This is a genomic window from Sphingopyxis fribergensis (assembly GCF_000803645.1).
Classification (GTDB): Bacteria; Pseudomonadota; Alphaproteobacteria; order Sphingomonadales; family Sphingomonadaceae; genus Sphingopyxis; species Sphingopyxis fribergensis.
In genome coordinates, this window is sequence record NZ_CP009122.1 from 3,145,450 (window position 1) to 3,165,780 (window position 20,331).

The window sequence follows — 20,331 nt, forward strand, 5'->3', positions numbered from 1 at the left end:
CTCTTAATTGATAAGCGATCTCAATCTGTATCTTAGATTTATCAATTCGTGAGTTTTGATAAAGCTCAGAGCGGAATAGAAGATGCGGATACCCAGCTTCCGCCCACACGCGCGTCACTTCGGCCGATACAGCAGCATCAGATTGTTCGCGGGCATTTCCCGAACTTCCGCCAACGCGAAATCTTTGGTTTGAGCCAGTTCGGTCACATCTTCGAGCCAGCGGACGCCCCATTCCGCATTCCGCGCCCGCAGACTGTCGTCAAAGGCCAAATTGCTGGGTGCAGTTGGGTGATCCTTACGAAAGTAAGGTCCGTAAAGGATTAGCGGCGCACCCTTCTGGAAAAGCTTCGCGCCCTGTGTGAAAAGCCCGACAGTGGCCGCCCATTCACTAATATGCACCATGTTGATGCACAGGATCGCGTCGGCGCGGTCGATGGGCCATTCGCTCGCCGACGCGTCGAGAGCCAGCGGCGCCGCGATATTGGCGAGCCCCGCCTCGGCGCGATAGGCGGCGATCGAGGTCAGCCCGGCGGGATCGGGATCGCTCGGCTGCCAATCGAGATGCGGAAAGGCGGCGGCAAAGTGGACGATGTGCTCGCCCGATCCGCTCGCGACCTCCAGCACGATGCCCGCCGCGGGCAGCCAATCGGCGAGCCCCGCCGCAATCGCATCGCGGTTGCGCAACGTCGCGGGGGCGTGGCGCTTGTCCTCGCTCCCACCCTCACCCGGCGTCCAGGGATCTGAGGTCACCCGGCCTTCGCCTGCGTCCGCGCGCGGCGTTCGCGGACGATCAGCCATGACAGCAGGCCGACGGGGCCGACTATCAGGGTCAGGAACAGGAAGGGGAATTGCACGACACGGCTGAAACCCTTCTGGTCGGCATCGCGCGCGATCCACATGCCCGTGAACAGGTCGAATGCAAGATAATGCGTCCAGCCGAGCGTCGCGCCGCCGGGGCTGTCGAACAGCTTCATCACGCCCTTGAGCGTGGTGAAATCGCCCCCGCCCGGCCCACCCGCATCGATGCTGCCGGTCAGGAAACCGACGATCATCACCGTATAAGCGAGGCAGAGCAGAAACACGCCAGCATAGAGGATCGCCGCGAGGATCTTGGGAGTGCGCGGCAGGAAGGCGAGCGCGATCCAGCCCGCGAAGGCCCAGTAATTGGCGAACAGAAAGATAGTATCCCAGCTCATCACGCGCTCCCCCGCCTTGTCAGATCAGTCCGCCGAGCCCGAACAGCACGACGCCTGCCAGCAAGGCAATGGCGCCGGTGACGGTGATCAGCAAGGTCATTCGCGCCGCCGATGCGCGGCGGGAAGCGAGAAACGCCGTCGCCAGACCAAGCCCGATGGCAAAGAGCGGCGCCCAGAGGAAGACCCAGTCGTAACTGAACTCGCGGCGAACCTCGATCATCTCCCATTGCTCGACGACGAGGCCGTAAGCGGTGATCGCGATCAGCCAGCCAAGGATCGCAACGATCGCGAACAACGCGCCGGCCGCGACGCAGCCCGCGCGGGTGCGTTCGGGGCCGGGCGCCGGTTCGGCCATCAGTCCTCCCAGGCCAGCACGGGCTTGCGCGCCGCGAGCGTCTCGTCGAGCCGTCCGCGCGGTGCGAAATGCGGCGCCGACTTGAGCGCCGGGTCGCCGTTCTTCGCGCGCATTGCGATACTGCGCAGCGCACCGATAAACTGGTCGAGCGCCGCCTTGCTTTCGGTCTCGGTCGGCTCGACGAGCATCGCGCCATGGACGACGAGCGGGAAATAGACCGTCATCGGGTGATAGCCCTCGTCGATCAGCCCCTTCGCGATGTCGAGCGTCGAGAAGCCTTCGGCGAGGCCTTTGTCGCTGAACAGCGCTTCGTGCATGCACGGGCCCGATGCCGCGAAGGGCGCATCGAGCACGCCCTCGAGGCTGCGCAGCACATAATTGGCGTTGAGCACCGCGTCCTCGGCGACCTGTTTGAGGCCGTCGGCGCCATGGCTGAGGATATAGGTCAGCGCGCGAGTGAACATGCCCATCTGGCCATGGAAGGCGGTCATGCGCCCGAAGGTCTGCGGATGATCCTCCCCCGCGCTTTCTTCCTCGATCAGGCGGAAGCCATCGCCCTGCTTCGTGACGAAAGGCAGCGGCGCGAAGGGTGCGAGCGCCTCGGACAGCACGACCGGGCCCGAACCGGGGCCGCCGCCGCCGTGCGGGGTCGAGAAGGTCTTGTGGAGGTTGATGTGCATCGCATCGACGCCCAGGTCGCCGGGACGCACGCGGCCGACAATCGCGTTGAAGTTGGCGCCGTCGCAATAGACATAACCGCCCACCGCATGCACCGCATCCGAAATCGCCTTCATATCGCGCTCGAACAGGCCGCAGGTGTTGGGGTTGGTGATCATCACCCCCGCGACGTCGGGGCCGAGGCGCGCCTTCAGCGCCTCGAGGTTGACGCGGCCAGCCTCGGTCGCCGGAATATCCTCGACCGTGAAGCCCGCAAAGGCAGCGGTCGCGGGGTTGGTACCGTGCGCGCTTTCGGGGACGAGGATCACGCGGCGGTCCTCGCCGCGCGCTTCGAGCGCCGCCTTGATGCAGAGAATGCCGCAAAGCTCGCCATGCGCGCCCGCCTTGGGCGACATCGCGACGCTGTGCATGCCCGTCAGCGTGATCAGCCATTCGGCAAGCTCGTGGATCACCGCATAGGCGCCCTGGACGGTTTCCTGCGGCTGCAACGGGTGCGCGTCGGCGAAGCCGGACATGCGCGCGACCTTTTCGTTGAGGCGCGGATTGTGCTTCATCGTGCACGAACCGAGCGGGAAGAGGCCGAGGTCGATCGCGTAATTCTGCCGCGACAGGCGCGTGTAATGGCGCACCGTTTCGGATTCGCTGAGCCCCGGCAGGCCGATCGGCGCGGTGCGCGCGAGCGCGCCAAAGTCGGCGGCGGGCGCCGTTTCGTCGAAATCGACGCCGGTGGTTTCGGTCGAACCGATCTCGAAGATCAGGGCTTCCTCCAGCATCAGCGCGCGGTTGCCGGTGAAAGTGACATTGTCGTCGGCGCCGCCGACGGCATTCATTTCGGGGCGCCAGCCGGCGCGGTTGAGCGCGGTCATGCCAGCACCTCCTTCAGGGCAGCGGCGAAGGCGGCGATATCCGCCTCGGTAACGGTTTCGGTGACGGCGACGACGAGGCCGTTCGCGAGCCCCGCATTGTCGGGATAGAGACGGCCAAGCGAAACACCGCCGAGCACCCCCCTCTCCGCAAGCTTGTGGATCACCGGCCGCGCCTCGGTCGGGAGCAGCAGCGTGAATTCGTTGAAGAAGCCGGTGTTGAGCACCGACACGCCGGGGACCTTGGCGAGTTCGGCCGCTGCCGCCTTGGCGCGGCTATGGTTGATCGCCGCAAGCTGGCGCAGCCCGGCCTCGCCAAGCAAGGTCATATGAATGCTGAAAGCCAGCGCACAAAGACCTGAGTTCGTGCAGATATTGCTCGTCGCCTTCTCGCGGCGGATATGCTGTTCGCGCGTCGAGAGCGTGAGCACGAATCCGCGCTTGCCGTTCGCGTCGACGGTTTCACCGCAGAGGCGCCCCGGCATCTGTCGGACATATTTGGTCTTGCAGGCGAAGAGGCCGACATAAGGCCCGCCGAATTGCAGTCCGACGCCGAGCGACTGGCCCTCGCCCACTACGATGTCGGCGCCCATTTCACCGGGGGATTTGATCAGACCCAGCGCGACAGGTTCGGTGACGACCGCGATCAGCAGCGCGCCCGCAGACTGGCACGCTTCGGCAAGCTTTGTCATATCGTCGATACGCCCGAGAATGTCGGGATATTGGACGACGACGCAGTTCGTTTCCTTGTCGATGCTGTCCGCCAGCGCCGCCCAGTCGGTGCCGGCTTCGAGGCTGGGGTCGCCATCAACGAGCACGTCGCCGGTATATTTCGCCATCGTACGCGCGACGCTGCGATAATGCGGGTGAAGGCCGGTCGAGAGCAAAGCCTTGGCGCGCTTGGTGATTCGGCGCGCCATGACGATCGCTTCCCAACATGCGGTCGAGCCGTCGTACATCGACGCATTGGCGACGTCGGTGCCGAGCAGGCGGGCGACCTGCGACTGGAATTCGAACAGCATCTGCAGCGTGCCCTGCGCGATTTCAGGCTGATACGGCGTGTAGGCGGTGAGGAATTCGCCGCGCTGGATCAGGTGATCGACGCTCGCCGGCACATGGTGGCGATAGGCACCCGCGCCGAGGAAGAAGGGACCGTCACCGGCCGCGCGATTCTGGCGCGACAGCGCCGCCATGTGGCGCTCCACGGCGAGTTCGCTGGCGTGCATCGGCAGGCCCGCGATCGGACCATCGAGCCGCGCTTCGGCGGGAACGTCGACGAACAGGTCGTCGATCGAAGATGCGCCGATGGTTGCGAGCATCGCCACGCGGTCATCGGATGTCAGGGGGAGGTAACGCATGAACTACTCCGGAGAAGAGGCTGAATTTGCGGAAAGAAGCTGCGCGACATCGGCCAGCGAACCGCGGAATATCGCGGGACCGCTGTGCGTCGTGCTGACCCAGGGGGCGAGCCAGATGCGGAAGCCTGCGTCGCGCACGCGTCGGCAAAAGGCATAGTCGTCGGACAAGAGCGCCTGCGTTTCGGCTTCGACCATCGGCGAGAAGCAGGCGGCTTCATATTCGCCGACGCCATGCGCATCGCGCTCGGACGGATCGGGCCGGAACGCGATGCCCGGAAGCGTATCGCGCAGCGTTTCGAGCACGTCGCGGCGGATGAGCATCATCGCCGTGCCGAGCCGCGACAATTCGACGAGATCCGTCAGGGCGAAACTTTGGGTCGGATCGAGAAACTGCAGCGCGAAATCGCCCGCAAAGCGTGCAAGATCGGCCGGGTCCTCCCTGCCAAATCCCCGCTCAACCGCGAGCGCGACGTTGCGCCAGTTCACCATCCGCCGCGGATAGGCGGCGCCAAGCACGGCGCATTCGGGCCGATCCGCCATCGCCCGTACCATCGAAAACACATCGTCCGAGGCGAAGTCGATATCGGCATCGACGAACAGCATATGCGTGCAATCGCTCGCGAGGAACATCGCCGCTAATATGTTGCGCGCCCGCGTGATCGACGGTTGATAGAGGATGAATTCGAACCGGACCGAAATGCCCTGCGACTGCGCCTTCAGCGCCAGATCGAGCGCCGAGCGCACATAGGTGCCCTGCGCCCCTTCATAGATGGGCGTCGCCACCATCAGGCGGCAGTTGGCGAGGGCGGGATCGGTTGCGATCAGATTATCTCCCCCCTCCCGCGTGCGGGAGGGGCCGGGGGATGGTTACAGCGCGTCGCAGAAAGCCTTGTACGCTTTCGCGTCCATCAGCCCGTCGAGCTGGCTCTTGTCGCCTAGCGTCATGCGGAAGAACCAGCCTTCGCCTTCGGGGTCCGAATTGACGAGCGCGGGATCTTCCTCGAGCTGGCCATTGCCTTCGGTCACGGTGCCGTCGACGGGGGCATAGACGTCGCTTGCCGCTTTCACCGATTCGACGACCGCGGCGTCGCCGCCCGCGGTCAATTCGGCACCGGTGTCGGGAACCTCGACAAAGACGATGTCGCCGAGCTGGCCTTGCGCGAAGTCGGTAATGCCGACCGTCGCGACGTCGCCGTCAACGTCGATCCACTCATGCTCTTCGGTAAAATAACGCGGCATCACTCAACCTCCTGTTTTACGGATGTAATTATGCGGAACAAAGGGCATTGCCGTCACGGTGCAATGGACCAGCTTGCCGCGCACCTCGGCGGCGATCGCGGTACCGGCTACGGCATGGTCGCGCGGAACATAGCCCATCGCGATCGGCGCGCCGACGCTCGGCGCAAAGCCGCCCGACGTCACGACGCCGATCTCGTCCTCGCCGTCGAACAGCTTCGCGCCTTCACGCACCGGCAGCTTGCCGTCGACGAGCAGACCGACGCGTTTGCGCGGCGGACCGTCTTCGAGATGGCCGAGAATTCGCGCCGCGCCGGGGAAATTTTCTTCCTCGCGGCGGCGCTTGCTGACCGCGAAGCCGAGGTCGGCTTCGACAGGGTCGATCGCGGGAGTCAGGTCGTGGCCGTAGAGCGGCAGGCCCGCCTCGAGCCGCAACGAATCGCGCGCGCCGAGGCCGATCGGTTTTACCTCCGCCATCGCGCAGAGCGCGTCGGCGAAGGCCTCAAGCGCCTCGTTCGGCAGCGAAATCTCGAATCCATCTTCACCGGTGTAACCCGAGCGGCTGAGCCCAATCGCATGACCGTTCCAGATCGCGCGCGCCGCCTGCATGAAAACGAGGCTCGCCGCCTCGGGCACCAGGCGCGCCAGCGCATCGACCGCCTTCGGCCCCTGCAGCGCGAGCAGGCCATAATCCTCATTGTGATTGAGCGTGATATCGTCAGGCAGATTTTCGCGCAGATGCCCGATATCTTCCCATTTCACCGCGCCGTTGACGACGATGCCGAACTGGTCGCCTTCGTTGGTGATCATCAGATCGTCGAGGATGCCACCGTCTTCGTCGAGTAACAGCGAATAACGCATGCGGCCGGGCTTCAGCCCCACGATATCGCCGGGAAGGAGCGTTTCGAGCGCCTCGGCGACATTGTCGCCCGACAGCGCCAACTGCCCCATATGGCTGACGTCGAACAGGCCAGCGTTTTCGCGTACCCACAAATGTTCGGCCATGATGCCTTCATACTGGATCGGCATCCAGTAGCCCGCGAATTCGACCATCCGGCCGCCCTTGGCGCGGTGCCAGGCGTCGAGCGGCAGCGTCGCGGTGTCGATCGCCGCTTCGTCGCCCGTAAATTCCGTGTCGGTCATGCCAGTCTCCCGCGGTTGCATAGCGTATGCGCGGCCCATCGCCGCGCCTTGCGCCATGCCCCCTCTGTCACGGGAACCTGAGAGTTTTCCCCCATATCATGGGGTTACCCCTTCGGTGGTTCCGGTTTAGGGCCGGAACGCTTTCCAGAGTGTCCGTTCCAGCCTGCGCGGTCCTTTTGACCTGAGAGTTTCCGGGGCGGTTGCTCCTTCGGTGGTGAGGCGCCGGTTGCCCTGCCCTCACGCTCTCCCGCGCGGCCGGTCGAATCCCTTGGCGAGACCCGACAGACGCCCGAGCCTTGGCGCCGCCCTTTTGCGGAGTCAATCGGCGAGCGCGCGGATATCGTCGTTTTCGTGGATATGCACGCCCGAACCACCCCGCCGCGCCAGCGCGACGATCGCCGCGGCGACGGTATCGCCCGAAATCGAACGGTAGCGGCGAAAGGCGCCGTGGAGCAGCGCGTCGGTCAGTGGTGCCGCGATCGTTGCGATCCCCTCGCCCAATCGCTGCGGCCCGGGCCGGTCGCCGCGGAGCAGGCCGGGGCGGATCAGGTCGAGCCGGTCGAAGCCGAGCGCGCGGAGGTCGTCTTCGGTCTGCCCTTTGGTACGGAGGTAAAAATTGCCGCTTTTCGCCGCAGCGCCGACCGAGCTGACCAAGATCATATGCGGCGTCCCGGCGCTCTTGGCCGCGCTGGCCGCGGCGAGGACGAGGTCGTGATCGACGGCACGAAACGCCTCCTGCGATCCGGCCTGCCGGATCGTGGTGCCAAGGCAGCAGATCAGGACCGCCGGTTTTTCGGCAGCGATGGTTTCGGGCCAGCGGTCGGTGGGGGCGATTAGCTGGTTGTGATGCGGCGCCAATCCATCAACATCGCGGCGTGCGAGGACGGTGACCGGCGTGCTGCCGAACCGTTCGATCACCGCGCGCCCGACAAGCCCCGTCGCGCCGACGATCAGCGCGTCAGGCATGCGCCAGCGCCGTGGGCACCGCATCGCGGCCGAAGATGTCGGCGTAGCGGTCGATGGCGAAACGGTCGGTCATGCCCGCGATATAATCACCGATGTGCCGATTTGTCGCGCATTCTTCTCCCGGCAGACGCCCCGACCAATCCTCGCCCATCAACCGCGGGTTGTCTGCATAGGCGGCGAACAACCGCCCCACGACTTCGTTAGCCGCTTCGGCGGCGGCGACCTGTTCGGGGTGGTGATAGAGATTGGCGTACATGAAACGCTTGAGATCGCGCTCCTCCGCCGCAAGACCCGGCGAGAAACCGCCGAGCGTGCGACCCGCAGCGCGCACCTCGTCGACGCTCGCGGCACCCGCCGCGCTAACATTGGCCCTGGTCGCCGCGATCACATCATTGACCATCACGCCGATCTGGTCGCGGACAAGCTCGCGGAGCAGCCGGTCGCGCGGCGCGCCGGGGAAACGCCTTTCAACGGCGCGGAAGTTGGCCGCGACGAAAGGCTGTTCCATCAGCTGGTCAAGGCAGAGCAATCCTGCGCGGAGGCCGTCGTCGATGTCGTGATTGTCATAGGCAATATCGTCGGCGACCGCGGCAATCTGCGCTTCGAGGCTGGCATAGCTACCCAAGTCGAGCCCGAAATTGCCGTCGATTTCGGCAAGCGCCCAGCCGGGGTTCGTCACCGGGCCGTTATGCTTCGCGAGCCCCTCGAGCGTTTCCCACGTCAGGTTGAGTCCATCGAAAAGCGGATAAGGACATTCGAGCGCCGCCAGCGTCCGCAGTGTATGACCATTATGATCGAAGCCGCCATGCGCCGCCATCGCGGCCTTCAGCGCATCTTCGCCGGCATGGCCGAAGGGCGGATGGCCGATATCGTGCGCGAGGCACAAAGCTTCGGTCAGATCCTCGTTCAGCCCGAGCGCGCGCGCGATGCCGCGCCCGATTTGCGCAACCTCGATACTGTGGGTCAGCCGTACACGATAATGGTCGCCGTCCGGGGCAACGAACACCTGCGTCTTGTGGCGCAGGCGCCGAAAGGCGATCGAATGGATGATTCGGTCCCGGTCGCGCTGAAAATCGTCGCGCGGGCCGCGCACCACACGGCCGAGCTCGGCGTGAAGACGCCCGCGGCTATATGCGGGATCGCTGGCGCAGTCGGCAACGCTCACTTGATCGGATCGACGGCTTGGCCCGCCTCGCTGTTGAAGAGGAAGCCGTCGCCGCCCGCCTTTTTGTAATCGCCCAGCCAATCCTGTGCCGCCTTGCGATCCTTGAACGGACCGACGAGCAGGCGCCGCGTCTTGCCCCATTCGGTCGTGGCACCCGCCTTGCCCTTGAACACCGCAGGGCTCTTCTTGGCGAATTTGCCGAAGTCGGTCGCGAGCGCCTTGGCATTGGCGCCGGTCGCGACCTGCACCCAGATGCGCGCGGGATTAGCCTTTTTCTCGGCCGCCTCTTCCTTTGCCTTCGCGTCCGCTTCGGCCTTGGCTTTCGCGGCTGCGCTGTCTTTCTCGCGCTTGGCCGCTTCGGCGGCATCGGCCTTGCGCTTGTCCGCGACCAGCTTGGCAAGCATGTCGGCCCCGATCGCATTGTCGGTCTGGGCCAGTTCCTCAGCCGGAATTTCGATCGAACCGACGATGTCGGCGAGCGAAGCCAGCGGTGCCGCCGAAACCGGTGCACGCACCACCGCTCCAGCAGAAGACGGCGGTGTAGTCGGCTCGATCGTGCTGGGCGTCGGCGCCGAACTCGGCACTGCGGCGGTCGAGCGGCCCATGTCGGCGATCGAAAAGCCGGGGCCAACCGGCCCCTTGTGGGCATCGACGACCGTGCCGACGGGTTCCGGCCCGGCCGCGGGCAGTGCGGATGCCGGTACCTGCGTCGGCGCTGATACGGATGCGGCGGGAACCGGCGCCGGTGTGGTCATCGGCGTCGACGAACTTACCGCCGGTCGAATCGACGAGCCGGACGACGGCGTGGCGGTGGGCCATTTGGCGGTCGGAGCGGTAGTGGCCGATGCAGTCGAAACTGGCGGCTTTGCTGCGGGCAAGGTAGCGGGTTTCCGCACGGCCGTCACCGGCGTGGGCGCCGCAGACGCGGCCGTTTGCCGCTTGCCGCCCGTCGCTTGCCGCTTGCCCGTTGCTGCCGACGGCGACGAAGGCGGCGGCGTCGCAGCGGCGACCTGGACCGGTTGGCGTTTGGGACCAAGCTGGCCGTTCGGAAAGCGGCCGAAATGCGCGGCCGCCGCCTGCTGCGCTGGATTGAGCCGGTCCATCTGGACCAAATAGGGCATGATATTCTGTGCCATCGCGGGCGGCATCGTCGCGTTGACGATCTCGGTCGCCTCCTTGTCGCGGCCGTTCATCGCGAGAATCATCGCGCGGAGCCGCCAGGCGCCGCGGTCCTGCGCGCGCAGCTGCGGTGTCAGCATCTGGATCGCGCGATCGGCCTCGCCGCTGATCCCGAGTGACAGTGCATAGCGCCGCGTCAGTTCGTCGTTCGGGGTGATCGACAGCGCGAGCTGGTAATCGCGCTGCGCCGCATCCTGTTGGCCTAGTAGATCGCGCGCGAGACCCCGATCGGCGAGAAACAGCCGTTCCGACGCGCCGAGGAGCTGGGCCTCGCCGAAATAGTCGAGCGCGCGCGTTGGATTTTCGGAATGGACCATTGCCGAACCGAGCGCGGCCTTGACCGCCCCGTCGCGCGGGCTCGCCTGTTCAGCGCGGACAAGAAAGCCGATCGCGGCGCGGTAATCTTCCAGCTCGATCGACGCACGACCGGCGTCGAGCAGCGCCGCGGTGTCGCTGTTGTTCGATGCGATACGCGCGAGGGCTGACGAAAGGAGCGTGCGCGCGGCCGTTCGCTTCTGCATCGCCACGCGGGTCGCGGCATCGGGAGGCGTCACCTGCAGCGCCTGGGCAGGCTCGATAAGAGCCGCCCCAAGCAACAGCGCGCCGAGCACGCAGACAATCCGCCGTGCGCGCGCCGGCTTCGCCGTCAATTTCGCTTGCCGCATGGGCAACTCATCCCGATTTCCGGCCTGCCGTGCCCGGCGGGCGGCCGCTCGATAGCCCCGTTACTGGTTGTTCTGACGCCCCAGGAAGCGCGGGATATCGACCCCGTCTTCCTTGCCACCTTCGTCGCTTTCGGGTGCCGAAGCCCCGCGCGACAGGCGCGACATGCGCTCGAACAACGTACCGCCGCCGATCGACCGCGCGGGCGCTTCGTCGGCAGGTGTCGGATCCGCAGCGGGCGCCGAGCGATATTCGGCCGGTGCTTCGGGCGCGTCGAGCACGAGTTCGTCCGCGGTATCGTCATAGGTCGCGGCGACCTGCGACAATTCCATCGGCTCTTCTCCGGCAACCGCTGCCGGAGCTTCGGGCTCGGCATCGCCCAGCGAGAAGCCGGGGGCTGGATCCTTGTCTTCGGCCGCAGAGGCTTCGACGACTGGCTCTTCGCGAACCGCGGGTGCGACGGCCTCTTCCGCCACCGGTGCGGGCGTCGCCGCGCGCGCGGGAGCGAAGGAGAAGCTGCGCGTCGCAGGAGATGCCTGAGCGACTTCGCCATTGCTGTCGATGCCGGTGGCGACCACCGATACGCGGATCTTGCCGTCGAGGCTGTCGTTGAACGCGCTGCCCCAGATGATGTTGGCGTCGGGGTCGACCAGTTCGCGAATGTGGTTCGCAGCCTCGTCGACTTCCATCAGGCGCATGTCCTCGCCGCCGGTGATCGAGATGATAACGCCCTTGGCGCCCGCCATCGACACGCCGTCGAGCAGCGGGTTGGCGATCGCCTTTTGCGCGGCTTCGAGTGCACGACCGTCGCCTTCGGCTTCACCAGTGCCCATCATCGCCTTGCCCATCTCGCGCATCACGCTGCGCACGTCGGCGAAGTCGAGGTTGATCAGGCCGGGCATGACCATCAGGTCGGTGATGCCGCGAACGCCCTGCTGCAGCACTTCATCCGCCATCGTGAAGGCTTCTTTGAAGGTCGTGTTCGGATTGGCGACCAGGAAGAGATTCTGGTTCGGGATGACGATCAGCGTGTCGACATGATCCTGCAGCTCAGCAATGCCCGAGTCCGCTGAACGCATGCGGCGCTGGCCTTCGAAGGTAAAGGGCTTGGTCACGACGCCAACGGTCAGAATGCCGCGGTCGCGCGCTGCCTTGGCGATCACAGGCGCCGCACCGGTGCCGGTGCCGCCGCCCATGCCGGCCGCGACGAAGCACATATGCGCGCCGTTCAGCGCCTCTTCGACCTGCGCAATGCTTTCCTCGGCGGCCGCGCGGCCAACCTCGGGCCGCGAACCCGCGCCCAGTCCCTGGGTGATTTGCGTCCCCAGCTGGATGCGCCGTTCGGCCGGCGAAGCGTTGAGCGCCTGCGCGTCCGTGTTGGCGACGATGAAATCGACCCCCTCGACGCGCGCCGCGATCATGTTTGCGATGGCATTGCCGCCCGCGCCGCCGACGCCGATCACCGCGATGCGCGGCTTCAGCTCGTCGACCTGCGGCGGGCCAATATTGATGCTCATCAGAAAGTCTCCCTGCAGCGGCGGACAGGTGCCGCTTCCCCAACCTTGCGACCCAGCCGGGCGGTAGTCCGTCCGCCCGGTTTTCTATTACCGCATTGCACTATTGTGACGTGGGAATCATCCAAAAAATTAACCTTTTCGTCGCGTATCATCTAAAAACTGCTTTTCAATGCGGCCATCAGCCGGTGGAGGATCGAGGTTCCTGCCGGCTTGTACACATCCTGTGCCATCATCGGCAGATCGCGGAGGTCGACGGGGTCCGACGCGGCATAGAGAACCAGACCCGCGAGCGTCGCGAAAGCAGGGCCACTATGCGCATCGGGCAGTCCGTGCAAGCCGCGCGGTCGCCCGACGCGTGCGGCGCGGCCGAGCGCGCTTTGCGTGTAGTCGGCGATGCCTTTGAGGTCGGCGCCGCCGCCGACGAGCACGACCTGGCGCCCGATGGGACCGACGAAATGCAGATCCTTGAGCGTCCGGCCGATCTCGCCCATCATCGCATCGAGCCGCTGGCGGATCACCGCGACCAATTGCGCGCGCGTGATGCGCGGGGAATCCCCGTTGGCCTGCGCGCCGGGTTCGAGCTCGATGATCTCATTATTGTCGCGCGGACTGGCCGAGGCCGAGCCGTAGAAACTCTGGAGCCGCTGTGCCTGGCTGCGCCGGATACCGAAGGCCGAGGCGATGTCGTCGGTGATGTCGCTGGCGCCAAAAGGCAGCGACGCCATTTCGACGAGCATCCCGCCGGCATAGAGCGACACGGTGGTCACCGCCGCGCCGAGTTCGACGAGCGCGACGCCAAGGTCACGTTCCTCGTCCGAAAGACAGGCGAGCCCCGCCGCGATCGGGGAAGCGACGACGGCGTTGACGTCAAGATGCGCCTGGCGGACTGCGGCCTCGAGATTTCGCACCGGGGCGCCGTCGGCCATGATGATATGGATATCGACACCGAGCCGGTCGGCGTGGAGGCCGATCGGGTTCTTGACCCCGGTCAGCCCGTCGATCGTGTAGAGCGCGGGCTGCGCATGAAGGATCATGCGGCCTTCGGGATCGATGCCCGCGCGCCCCGCGGCGAGCAGGTCGTCGACATCTTCCCGTTCGATGCGGTGACCACCAAGTTCGCTTTCGATCGGCGCGACGTCGCTGAGCAGCCCGCCCGCCGAAAAGCTGACCCACACATCGTCGATATTAAGCCCGGCGATGCGCTCAGCCTGTTCGATCGCCTCGCGCACGATATGCTCGGTCTGCTCCATGTCGGCGACATAACCGCGCTGGACGCCGCGGCTTTCGCGCTGCCCCGTGCCGAGCACGTGGAGTTGGCCGTCGGCGGTTTGCCCCGCGATCAGCGCGCAGACCTTCCACGACCCGACATCGAGCGCGGTGATGATCTTTTCGATGCGCGGCGGCGCCATGGCCTTATCCTTCGTTCGACGTCGCGGCGGCGACGGCATCGACCGCGGCGCGCGCATCGTCGAGCTTCGCGGGAGCCACCTGCCCTTCGTGCGGCAGGCGTAGCACGAAGCGCGCGGGATCGCGCATATCAAAACGCAGGATGCCGCGGCCGAGCAAACGATTGGCACCGTCCATATGCGCGAATTTGGCGAGCGCCGCCTTGGCCTCGGCTTCGCCTTCAGGAAGCGATAGCGTCTCACCGCTACGGAAGCGCAGGTCCCAACGGCGGTTGCCGACCCACGTCGCACCCGCGAGCAATTCCTTGAGGCTGCTCGCCTCGGTCAGCAGACGGTCGAGATCCTGCGAGCGCTGGTTCGCCTTCGGTCCGATGACAAGCGGCAGGTCGGGCATCGTCGCAACGGTGACGGGTTCGAGCACGACGCCCTTTTCGTCGATCAGCGACAGGCGATTATTATGCTGCCAAATCGCCGCCGGGGTACGCTCGACGATGTCGACGACAAGCGTGTCGGGCAGGCGGCGCGACACGCGCGCATCCTTGATCCAGCCGTAGCGCATCAGGTCGGCGCGCACGTCCTCAAGATCGACCGCCGCCATCGAGCGGTCCTTCTGCGCGAGCGCAATGTCATAAACCTTCAGCCGGTCGATGCGGTCGGCCCCGACGACTTCGACCTTCTTGACCTGGAAACCGGCGCGCCCGACCGCCTGAGCATATTCCTCGTGGATCTTTGCGGTCACGCCCGTCGCGTGCGCGGCAATGGCGACGACCGCGCACAAGCTGAGCCCGATCGTCCAGTTGGCGACCTTCTGTAACCGCTGCGGGCTGATCGGCAGCGCGTTGATGATCGCGTTGAGGCGCGAGGTCTGCACCTTCCGCCGCTTCTTCGGCGCGCGCGTCGGCCGGCGCGGCGGCGCCTTTCCGCGCTTGATCTGTGTCTTGCTCATGATAACGCTTCCCCCACGATGCGTTCGACCAGTTCGGCATAATCCATGCCCACCGCGCGTCCCTGTTCGGGCACGAGGCTGAGTGGCGTCATGCCCGGCTGGGTGTTGACCTCGAGCAGGAAGATACCCGCGAGGCCATGTTCGTCGTCCCAGCGAAAATCCGAGCGCGAGGCGCCCTTGCAGCCAAGCAGGCGGTGCGATTGCAGCGCCAGATCCTTCATCCGCTGCGCGACGTCATCGGGGACGTCGGCGGGGCAGACATGTTCGGTCAGACCGTCGGTATATTTGGCATCATAATCGTAGAAGCCCGACTTGACGCGCAGTTCGGTGACGGCGAGCGCGGTGTCGCCAAGGACCGCGACGGTAAGTTCGCGCCCTTTGATGAAAGGCTCGGCGAGCAAGCGGTCGAATTCCTGCCACGGCCCCACGGCCTCGCGCGCGATCGGGTTGCCATAATTGCTGTCGTCCTTGACGATCGCGACCCCGACCGACGATCCTTCGTTGACGGGTTTCAACACATAGGGGCGCGGCAAGGGGTCGATTGTAAAGAGGCTTTCGCTGTCGACCATCGTCCCCGTCGGCATGGGGATTCCATGCGGCACGAGCGCCTGCTTGGTCAATTCCTTGTCAATCGCGATCACCGAGGTGACGAGGCCGCTGTGCGTATATTTGAGACCCATCAGGTCGAGCATGCCCTGCACGGTTCCGTCTTCACCCGGAACGCCGTGGAGCGCGTTGAACACGACATCGGGTTTCGCCTCGGCGAGCCGCAGCGCGACGTCGCGGTCCATATCGATGCGCGTGACCTTGTGGCCGCGCGATTCGAGCGCATCGGCGACACCGTTGCCGCTCATCAGCGATACTTCGCGCTCGGCCGACCAGCCGCCCATCAGGACGGCGACATGCCACGGACCCCGGCTCACTTCGCCACTCCCACGCGCTGGATCTCCCATTGCAACTCGACGCCGCTCTTGTCCTTCACGCGGCGGCGGACTTCCTCGCCGAGTGCTTCAATATCGGCGCTCGTCGCGTCACCGGTGTTGATCAGGAAATTGGTGTGCTTCTCGCTCACCTGCGCGCCGCCGACGGCGAAACCACGGCAGCCGGCCTCGTCAACGAGCTTCCACGCCTTGTGCCCATCAGGGTTCTTGAAGGTTGAGCCGCCGGTCTTCGAGCGCAGCGGCTGCGACGCCTCGCGGCTTGCCGAGATGCGGTCCATTTCGGCCTGGATGGCTGCGGGTTCGCCGGACTGACCGCGAAAGGTCGCGCCGATCACGACGGCGCCTTCGGGCAGTTCGCTATGGCGATAGGTGTAGCCGAGATCGGCGAGCGGCAGCGTCTTGCGCTCGCCCGAGCGTAGCACAACGTCGCAATCGATCAGGATATCCTTTACCTCTCCGCCATAGGCGCCGCCGTTCATGCGCACGAATCCGCCGACGGTGCCGGGGATCGAGCGGAGGAATTCCATGCCGGCGATGCCCGCATCGCGCGCGGTCGAGGAGACGAGGATGCCCGATGCGCCACCACCGCAACGCAGGGTCGTCGCGTCGATCGCCTCCACCTTGGCGAAGGCTTTGCCGAGACGGACGACGACGCCCGGAAAGCCCCCATCACGGACGATCAGGTTCGATCCAAGGCCGAGCGCCATCACCGGCACCGCGGGATCGAGATCGCGGAGGAAATCGGCGAGATCGTCGGCGTCCTGGGGTTCAAACAGCCAGTCGGCGGGGCCGCCCGACTTGAACCAGACGAGCGGTGCGAGCGGGGCCTTCGCCGTCAGCTTGCCGCGCACGGTTGGGAGGGTGTCGGTCGCGCTCATGCCGCCTCGACCGCAGCAGCCAAACCCGCCGCCATCTTGGTGATGTCGCCAGCGCCAAGACAGATGATCTTGTCGCCCGCGCCAAGATCGCCCGCAGCGATGCTCGCGGCGATGGCGGAGGCAAGCGCGCCGACGTCGGCGACGACGTTCGCCTGACGGTGGCCGCGGTCGCGTAGGCCTTCGACCAGCGCATCCGAAGACACGCCGTCGATGGGCGCCTCGCCCGCAGTATAGACGGGCAGCGCGAGCACGATATCGGCGTCGTTAAACGCCTGCTGGAAATCGTCCATATGATCGCGAAGGCGCGTGAAGCGGTGCGGCTGGACGACGGCGACCACGCGCCCTGCCCCCGCCCCTTCGCGCGCAGCCGACAGGACAGCACGGATCTCGACAGGGTGGTGCGCATAATCGTCGATCACGGTAACGACACCCTCGCCCGCCGCGATCTCGCCGACTTTGGTAAAGCGGCGCTTTACCCCGGCAAAGCCGTGGAAGCCCGACACAATCTTGTCGTCCGACACGCCCATATGCAGCGCCACGGCAATCGCCGCGAGCGAGTTCTGGACATTGTGGCGGCCCGACATCGGCAGATGGATGCCATCGATCGTCCGGCTGTGGCCATCGCGGTCGCGCACGACGACGTCGAAGCGATTGCCGTCGGGGCCCGGCGTCACATTGGTGCCGCGCACGTCGGCCTGCGCCGAGAAGCCGTAAGTGACGATGCGGCGGTCGCGGATGCGCGGAATGATCGCCTGCACCTCGGGATGGTCGAGGCACAGCATCGCCGCACCATAAAAGGGCACATTCTCGATGAACTCGACGAATGCGTCCTTGATCGCGTCGAAGCTGCCATAATGGTCGAGATGTTCGGGGTCGATGTTGGTGACGACCGCGATCGTGCCGTCCAGGCGCAGGAAGCTGCCGTCGCTCTCGTCGGCCTCGACCACCATCCAGTCCGACGCGCCGAGGCGCGCGTTCGAGCCGTAGTTGTTGATGATGCCGCCGTTGATCACGGTGGGGTCGATCCCGCCCGCGTCGAGCAAGGCCGCAACGAGGCTGGTCGTCGTCGTCTTGCCGTGCGTGCCGGCGATGGCGACGGTCGATTTGAGGCGCATCAGCTCGGCGAGCATTTCGGCGCGGCGCACCAGCGGAATCCGGTGCGCAAGCGCGGCCTCGACTTCGGGATTGCCGCGCTTGACCGCCGTGGAGGTCACGACGACCTGGGCGCCGTCGACATTATGCGCCTCGTGGCCGATCGCGACCTTAATGCCCTTCTTGCGCAGGCCTTCGACGACGTAGGAGTCGGCGATGTCGCTGCCCTGCACCTGATAGCCGAGATTGTGCATCACCTCGGCAATGCCCGACATGCCGATGCCGCCGATGCCGATGAAATGGATGGTGCCGATGTCGGTCGCGACGCCGCGCATCATTGCTCTCCCGTGCGGGCGGAGGCCATGCCGCTGGCAGCCGCACGCTGACTCGACGACGCGCCAACGCGAATGACGTCCATCATCGGCGGCGCGGCGAGCGATTCGACGAGATCGGCGAGATCGCGCGTCGCGTCGGGCAGGCCGCAGCTCGCGGCACGCGCGGCGGCATTTTCGAGCGCGCCGGGTTCGAGCGCCATGCGCTGGATATGTTTCGCGACCTCGGCCGGCGTGAAATCGGGCTGCGCGAACGAAATCGCCCCGCCCGCTTCGACGAGGTCGACGACATTATAGGTCTGATGATCGTCCATCGCGCTCGGATAGGGTACGAAGATCGCGGGCCGCCCGGCGCAGGCGAGTTCGGCGACGGTCGAGGCGCCAGCACGCGCGATCACCAGATGCGCCCAGCGCAGCCGCTCGGGGAAATCGGCGATATAGGGGGCGCATTCGGCGGCGACGCCCAGGTCCGCATATTTGGCGCGCACCGTCTCCAGATCGGCCTCGCGGCACTGCTGCACGATTTGCAGACGGCTGAGCAACGCGGGGGGCAGCATCGCGATCGCGGCGGGCACAACTTCGCTGAGCACCGTCGCGCCGAGGCTGCCGCCAACGACGAGAAGACGAACGATGCCGTCCTCGGGCAGCGGTGGGTAGCCCTCTTCGCGGATCGCGACGATCTCGTCGCGCACCGGGTTGCCGGTGATATGCTTCTTGAGTTCATGCCCCGCCGGATAACGCTGGATATTATGGTAAGCGACCGCGACGGCATCGACGCGCGGCGCCATCATCCGGTTGACGCGGCCGAGCACGGCATTTTGTTCGTGCAACACGCGCGGCCGCTTGGTCGCGCCCGCGGCAAGCAGGCTGGGAAGCGAGGGATAGCCGCCAAAGCCGACGACGACCGCGGGGTCGAACGCGCCGATCAGGTCGATCGCCATCCGGCGCCCCTTGAAGATCGCGAGTGCCGCCTTGATCCAGCCGATCGGCCCGCCCGACACCCGGCCGGCGGGCAGGACGTGCGTTTCCATTTCGGCAGGAGCGCCCGGAATCTTGAGCCCGCGGTCGTCGCTGACCAGCGCGACGCGATGTCCGCGCGAAATCAGTTCGCCTGCGAGGGCGTAGGCGGGCAGCATATGTCCCCCCGTCCCGCCGGCAGCGAGAAGAAAGTGGCGCGTCGCGGTCATTTTTTGGCGCTCATTTCTTGTTCCAGTTTCGGGTCATCGACACCCGTGCCGCATAGGGGTTCCGCCGGGTCAGCGACAAGAGCAAACCCATTCCGATCGACAATGCGATGAACGACGAGCCGCCATAGCTGATAAACGGCAGCGTCATCCCCTTCGATGGGAAGATCTGCGTATTCACCGCCATGTTGATCACTGCCTGCCCACCGAACTGCGCGATCAGCCCTGCGACAGCGAGGATCAGGAAGCTATCCTCTTCGTCGAGCAGGCGGACAAGGACGCGGACGATGATCGCAAGATAGAGCACCGCGATCCCGATACACGCAATCATCCCGAATTCTTCACCGATCACCGAAAAGATATAGTCGGTGTGCGCCTCGGGCAGTTGGAACTTCGCCAGCCCCGCGCCGGGGCCAGTGCCGATGAGGCCGCCCGCGGTCAGCGTCGCATGCGCCTTGTCGACCTGGAAGCTGTCGCCCTCGGCAAAAAGCCAGATGTTGATGCGCTGCTGCGCCACCGGATAGAAGAAATAGGCGAGCACAAGCCCGACCACCCCCGCCCCGGCAAGCCCTGCAAGGATACGCATCGACAGCCCCGCGACCATCACCAGCACCAGCCAGGTCGCGACAAAGATAACCGTCTGGCCAAGGTCGGGTTGGCCCATCAGGAGCAGCGCAATCACGCCGGTCAGCGCAAGCGCGAGCGGCACGACCGGCAAACTCTGGTCGTGTAACCGCAGCGACAGGATCCATGCGAGCGCCACCGCAAAAAAAGGCTTCAAAAATTCCGACGGCTGGAGCCGGAACACGCCGCTGCCTAGCCAGCGCTGCGCGCCGTTCACCGTGGTCCCGACGAGCGGCACCATGAAAAGCAGGAAAAGAAAGGCGATCGTGCCGTAAATGGCAAAACGCCGCGCCTGCGGCTTGGGCAGCATCGACACCGCGAGCATCACCGGAACGCCGACCACCACCCACATCAGCTGGCGATAGAAATAATAGAGCGGATCGAGCGACGCAGTCGAGGTCGACAGTTTTTGCGCGGCGACGGGCGAGGCGGCGGCCACGGCGACCAGTCCGACCGCGACGAGGATCGACACGAGCAGCAGCAGGACGCGGTCGATTTCCCAGAACCACAGGCCCAGCGGGGTGCGGTCGGCGCGGCTGAGGCGCGGGCCGCGGCGTTTCGTCGTGCGCGTGGCAGCGATCACCGGCCTTTCGGTCGTGGTGTCCATAT

At 65.7% G+C, this 20,331-nt stretch carries 19 protein-coding genes and 2 riboswitches; all 19 genes read right to left on the bottom strand.

The window, feature by feature from the left end:
- Positions 1–114: 114 nt before the first annotated feature.
- The 19 genes from SKP52_RS14555 to SKP52_RS14645 all read right to left on the bottom strand — a co-directional run bounded on the left by SKP52_RS14555 (position 115) and on the right by SKP52_RS14645 (position 20,329).
- Positions 115–750: a DUF938 domain-containing protein gene (locus tag SKP52_RS14555; RefSeq protein ID WP_039575863.1), complete on the bottom strand. Its 636-nt coding sequence runs from the start codon at positions 748–750 to the stop codon at positions 115–117.
- Complete coding sequence (locus SKP52_RS14560; RefSeq protein WP_039575865.1) at positions 747–1,196, bottom strand: ABA4-like family protein; 450 nt, start codon at positions 1,194–1,196, stop codon at positions 747–749. Before SKP52_RS14560 ends, SKP52_RS14555 begins: the two co-directional genes overlap by 4 nt.
- Before the next feature lie 19 nt (positions 1,197–1,215).
- The gene (locus tag SKP52_RS14565) at positions 1,216–1,551 is read right to left on the bottom strand and encodes a hypothetical protein (protein WP_039575868.1); all 336 of its coding nucleotides are present in this window, start codon (positions 1,549–1,551) and stop codon (positions 1,216–1,218) included.
- Positions 1,551–3,059 carry an aminomethyl-transferring glycine dehydrogenase subunit GcvPB gene (gene gcvPB, locus SKP52_RS14570; RefSeq protein ID WP_228383925.1) on the bottom strand — a complete coding sequence of 503 codons (1,509 nt, stop codon included), beginning with the start codon at positions 3,057–3,059 and terminating at the stop codon, positions 1,551–1,553. The genes SKP52_RS14565 and gcvPB overlap by 1 nt, the downstream gene beginning before the upstream one ends.
- Before the next feature lie 32 nt (positions 3,060–3,091).
- A complete protein-coding gene (gene gcvPA / locus SKP52_RS14575) occupies positions 3,092–4,450 on the bottom strand; it encodes an aminomethyl-transferring glycine dehydrogenase subunit GcvPA (RefSeq protein WP_039575873.1) in 1,359 nt (452 codons plus the stop codon).
- Positions 4,451–4,453: 3 nt separating this feature from the next.
- Complete coding sequence (locus SKP52_RS14580) at positions 4,454–5,236, bottom strand: glycosyltransferase family 2 protein (RefSeq protein ID WP_052208342.1); 783 nt, start codon at positions 5,234–5,236, stop codon at positions 4,454–4,456.
- Between the two features lie 81 nt (positions 5,237–5,317).
- Positions 5,318–5,689, bottom strand: a complete 372-nt coding sequence (gene gcvH, locus SKP52_RS14585) for a glycine cleavage system protein GcvH (protein WP_039575877.1) — start codon at positions 5,687–5,689, stop codon at positions 5,318–5,320.
- 3 nt (positions 5,690–5,692) lie between these two features.
- Positions 5,693–6,829 carry a glycine cleavage system aminomethyltransferase GcvT gene (gcvT, locus tag SKP52_RS14590; RefSeq protein ID WP_081997571.1) on the bottom strand — a complete coding sequence of 379 codons (1,137 nt, stop codon included), beginning with the start codon at positions 6,827–6,829 and terminating at the stop codon, positions 5,693–5,695.
- A 54-nt stretch (positions 6,830–6,883) separates the two neighbouring features.
- Positions 6,884–6,987: riboswitch (glycine riboswitch) on the bottom strand.
- Positions 6,988–7,089, bottom strand: a riboswitch (glycine riboswitch). It lies immediately after the preceding riboswitch.
- A gap of 58 nt (positions 7,090–7,147) precedes the next feature.
- The gene (locus SKP52_RS14595) at positions 7,148–7,795 is read right to left on the bottom strand and encodes an NAD-dependent epimerase/dehydratase family protein (RefSeq protein ID WP_039575879.1); all 648 of its coding nucleotides are present in this window, start codon (positions 7,793–7,795) and stop codon (positions 7,148–7,150) included.
- A complete protein-coding gene (locus tag SKP52_RS14600) occupies positions 7,788–8,960 on the bottom strand; it encodes a deoxyguanosinetriphosphate triphosphohydrolase (RefSeq protein WP_039575881.1) in 1,173 nt (390 codons plus the stop codon). The genes SKP52_RS14595 and SKP52_RS14600 overlap by 8 nt, the downstream gene beginning before the upstream one ends.
- Positions 8,957–10,804: a tetratricopeptide repeat protein gene (locus SKP52_RS27040; RefSeq protein ID WP_039575884.1), complete on the bottom strand. Its 1,848-nt coding sequence runs from the start codon at positions 10,802–10,804 to the stop codon at positions 8,957–8,959. The genes SKP52_RS14600 and SKP52_RS27040 overlap by 4 nt, the downstream gene beginning before the upstream one ends.
- 60 nt (positions 10,805–10,864) lie before the next feature.
- Positions 10,865–12,319, bottom strand: a complete 1,455-nt coding sequence (ftsZ, locus tag SKP52_RS14610; RefSeq protein ID WP_039575886.1) for a cell division protein FtsZ — start codon at positions 12,317–12,319, stop codon at positions 10,865–10,867.
- 152 nt (positions 12,320–12,471) lie between these two features.
- Entirely contained in the window at positions 12,472–13,728 is a 1,257-nt protein-coding gene (ftsA, locus tag SKP52_RS14615; RefSeq protein WP_039575888.1) for a cell division protein FtsA, read from the bottom strand.
- 4 nt (positions 13,729–13,732) lie between these two features.
- Positions 13,733–14,671 (bottom strand): cell division protein FtsQ/DivIB, encoded by a 939-nt coding sequence (locus SKP52_RS14620; RefSeq protein WP_039575890.1) that lies wholly within the window; start codon positions 14,669–14,671, stop codon positions 13,733–13,735.
- Complete coding sequence (locus SKP52_RS14625) at positions 14,668–15,594, bottom strand: D-alanine--D-alanine ligase (RefSeq protein WP_039575892.1); 927 nt, start codon at positions 15,592–15,594, stop codon at positions 14,668–14,670. The genes SKP52_RS14620 and SKP52_RS14625 overlap by 4 nt, the downstream gene beginning before the upstream one ends.
- Positions 15,591–16,490 carry a UDP-N-acetylmuramate dehydrogenase gene (gene murB, locus SKP52_RS14630; RefSeq protein WP_039575894.1) on the bottom strand — a complete coding sequence of 300 codons (900 nt, stop codon included), beginning with the start codon at positions 16,488–16,490 and terminating at the stop codon, positions 15,591–15,593. The genes SKP52_RS14625 and murB overlap by 4 nt, the downstream gene beginning before the upstream one ends.
- Entirely contained in the window at positions 16,487–17,917 is a 1,431-nt protein-coding gene (murC, locus tag SKP52_RS14635; protein ID WP_039575897.1) for a UDP-N-acetylmuramate--L-alanine ligase, read from the bottom strand. The genes murB and murC overlap by 4 nt, the downstream gene beginning before the upstream one ends.
- Positions 17,917–19,101 (bottom strand): undecaprenyldiphospho-muramoylpentapeptide beta-N-acetylglucosaminyltransferase, encoded by a 1,185-nt coding sequence (murG, locus tag SKP52_RS14640; protein WP_039575900.1) that lies wholly within the window; start codon positions 19,099–19,101, stop codon positions 17,917–17,919. Before murG ends, murC begins: the two co-directional genes overlap by 1 nt.
- Before the next feature lie 10 nt (positions 19,102–19,111).
- Entirely contained in the window at positions 19,112–20,329 is a 1,218-nt protein-coding gene (locus SKP52_RS14645) for an FtsW/RodA/SpoVE family cell cycle protein (RefSeq protein WP_228383659.1), read from the bottom strand.
- Positions 20,330–20,331 lie beyond the last annotated feature (2 nt).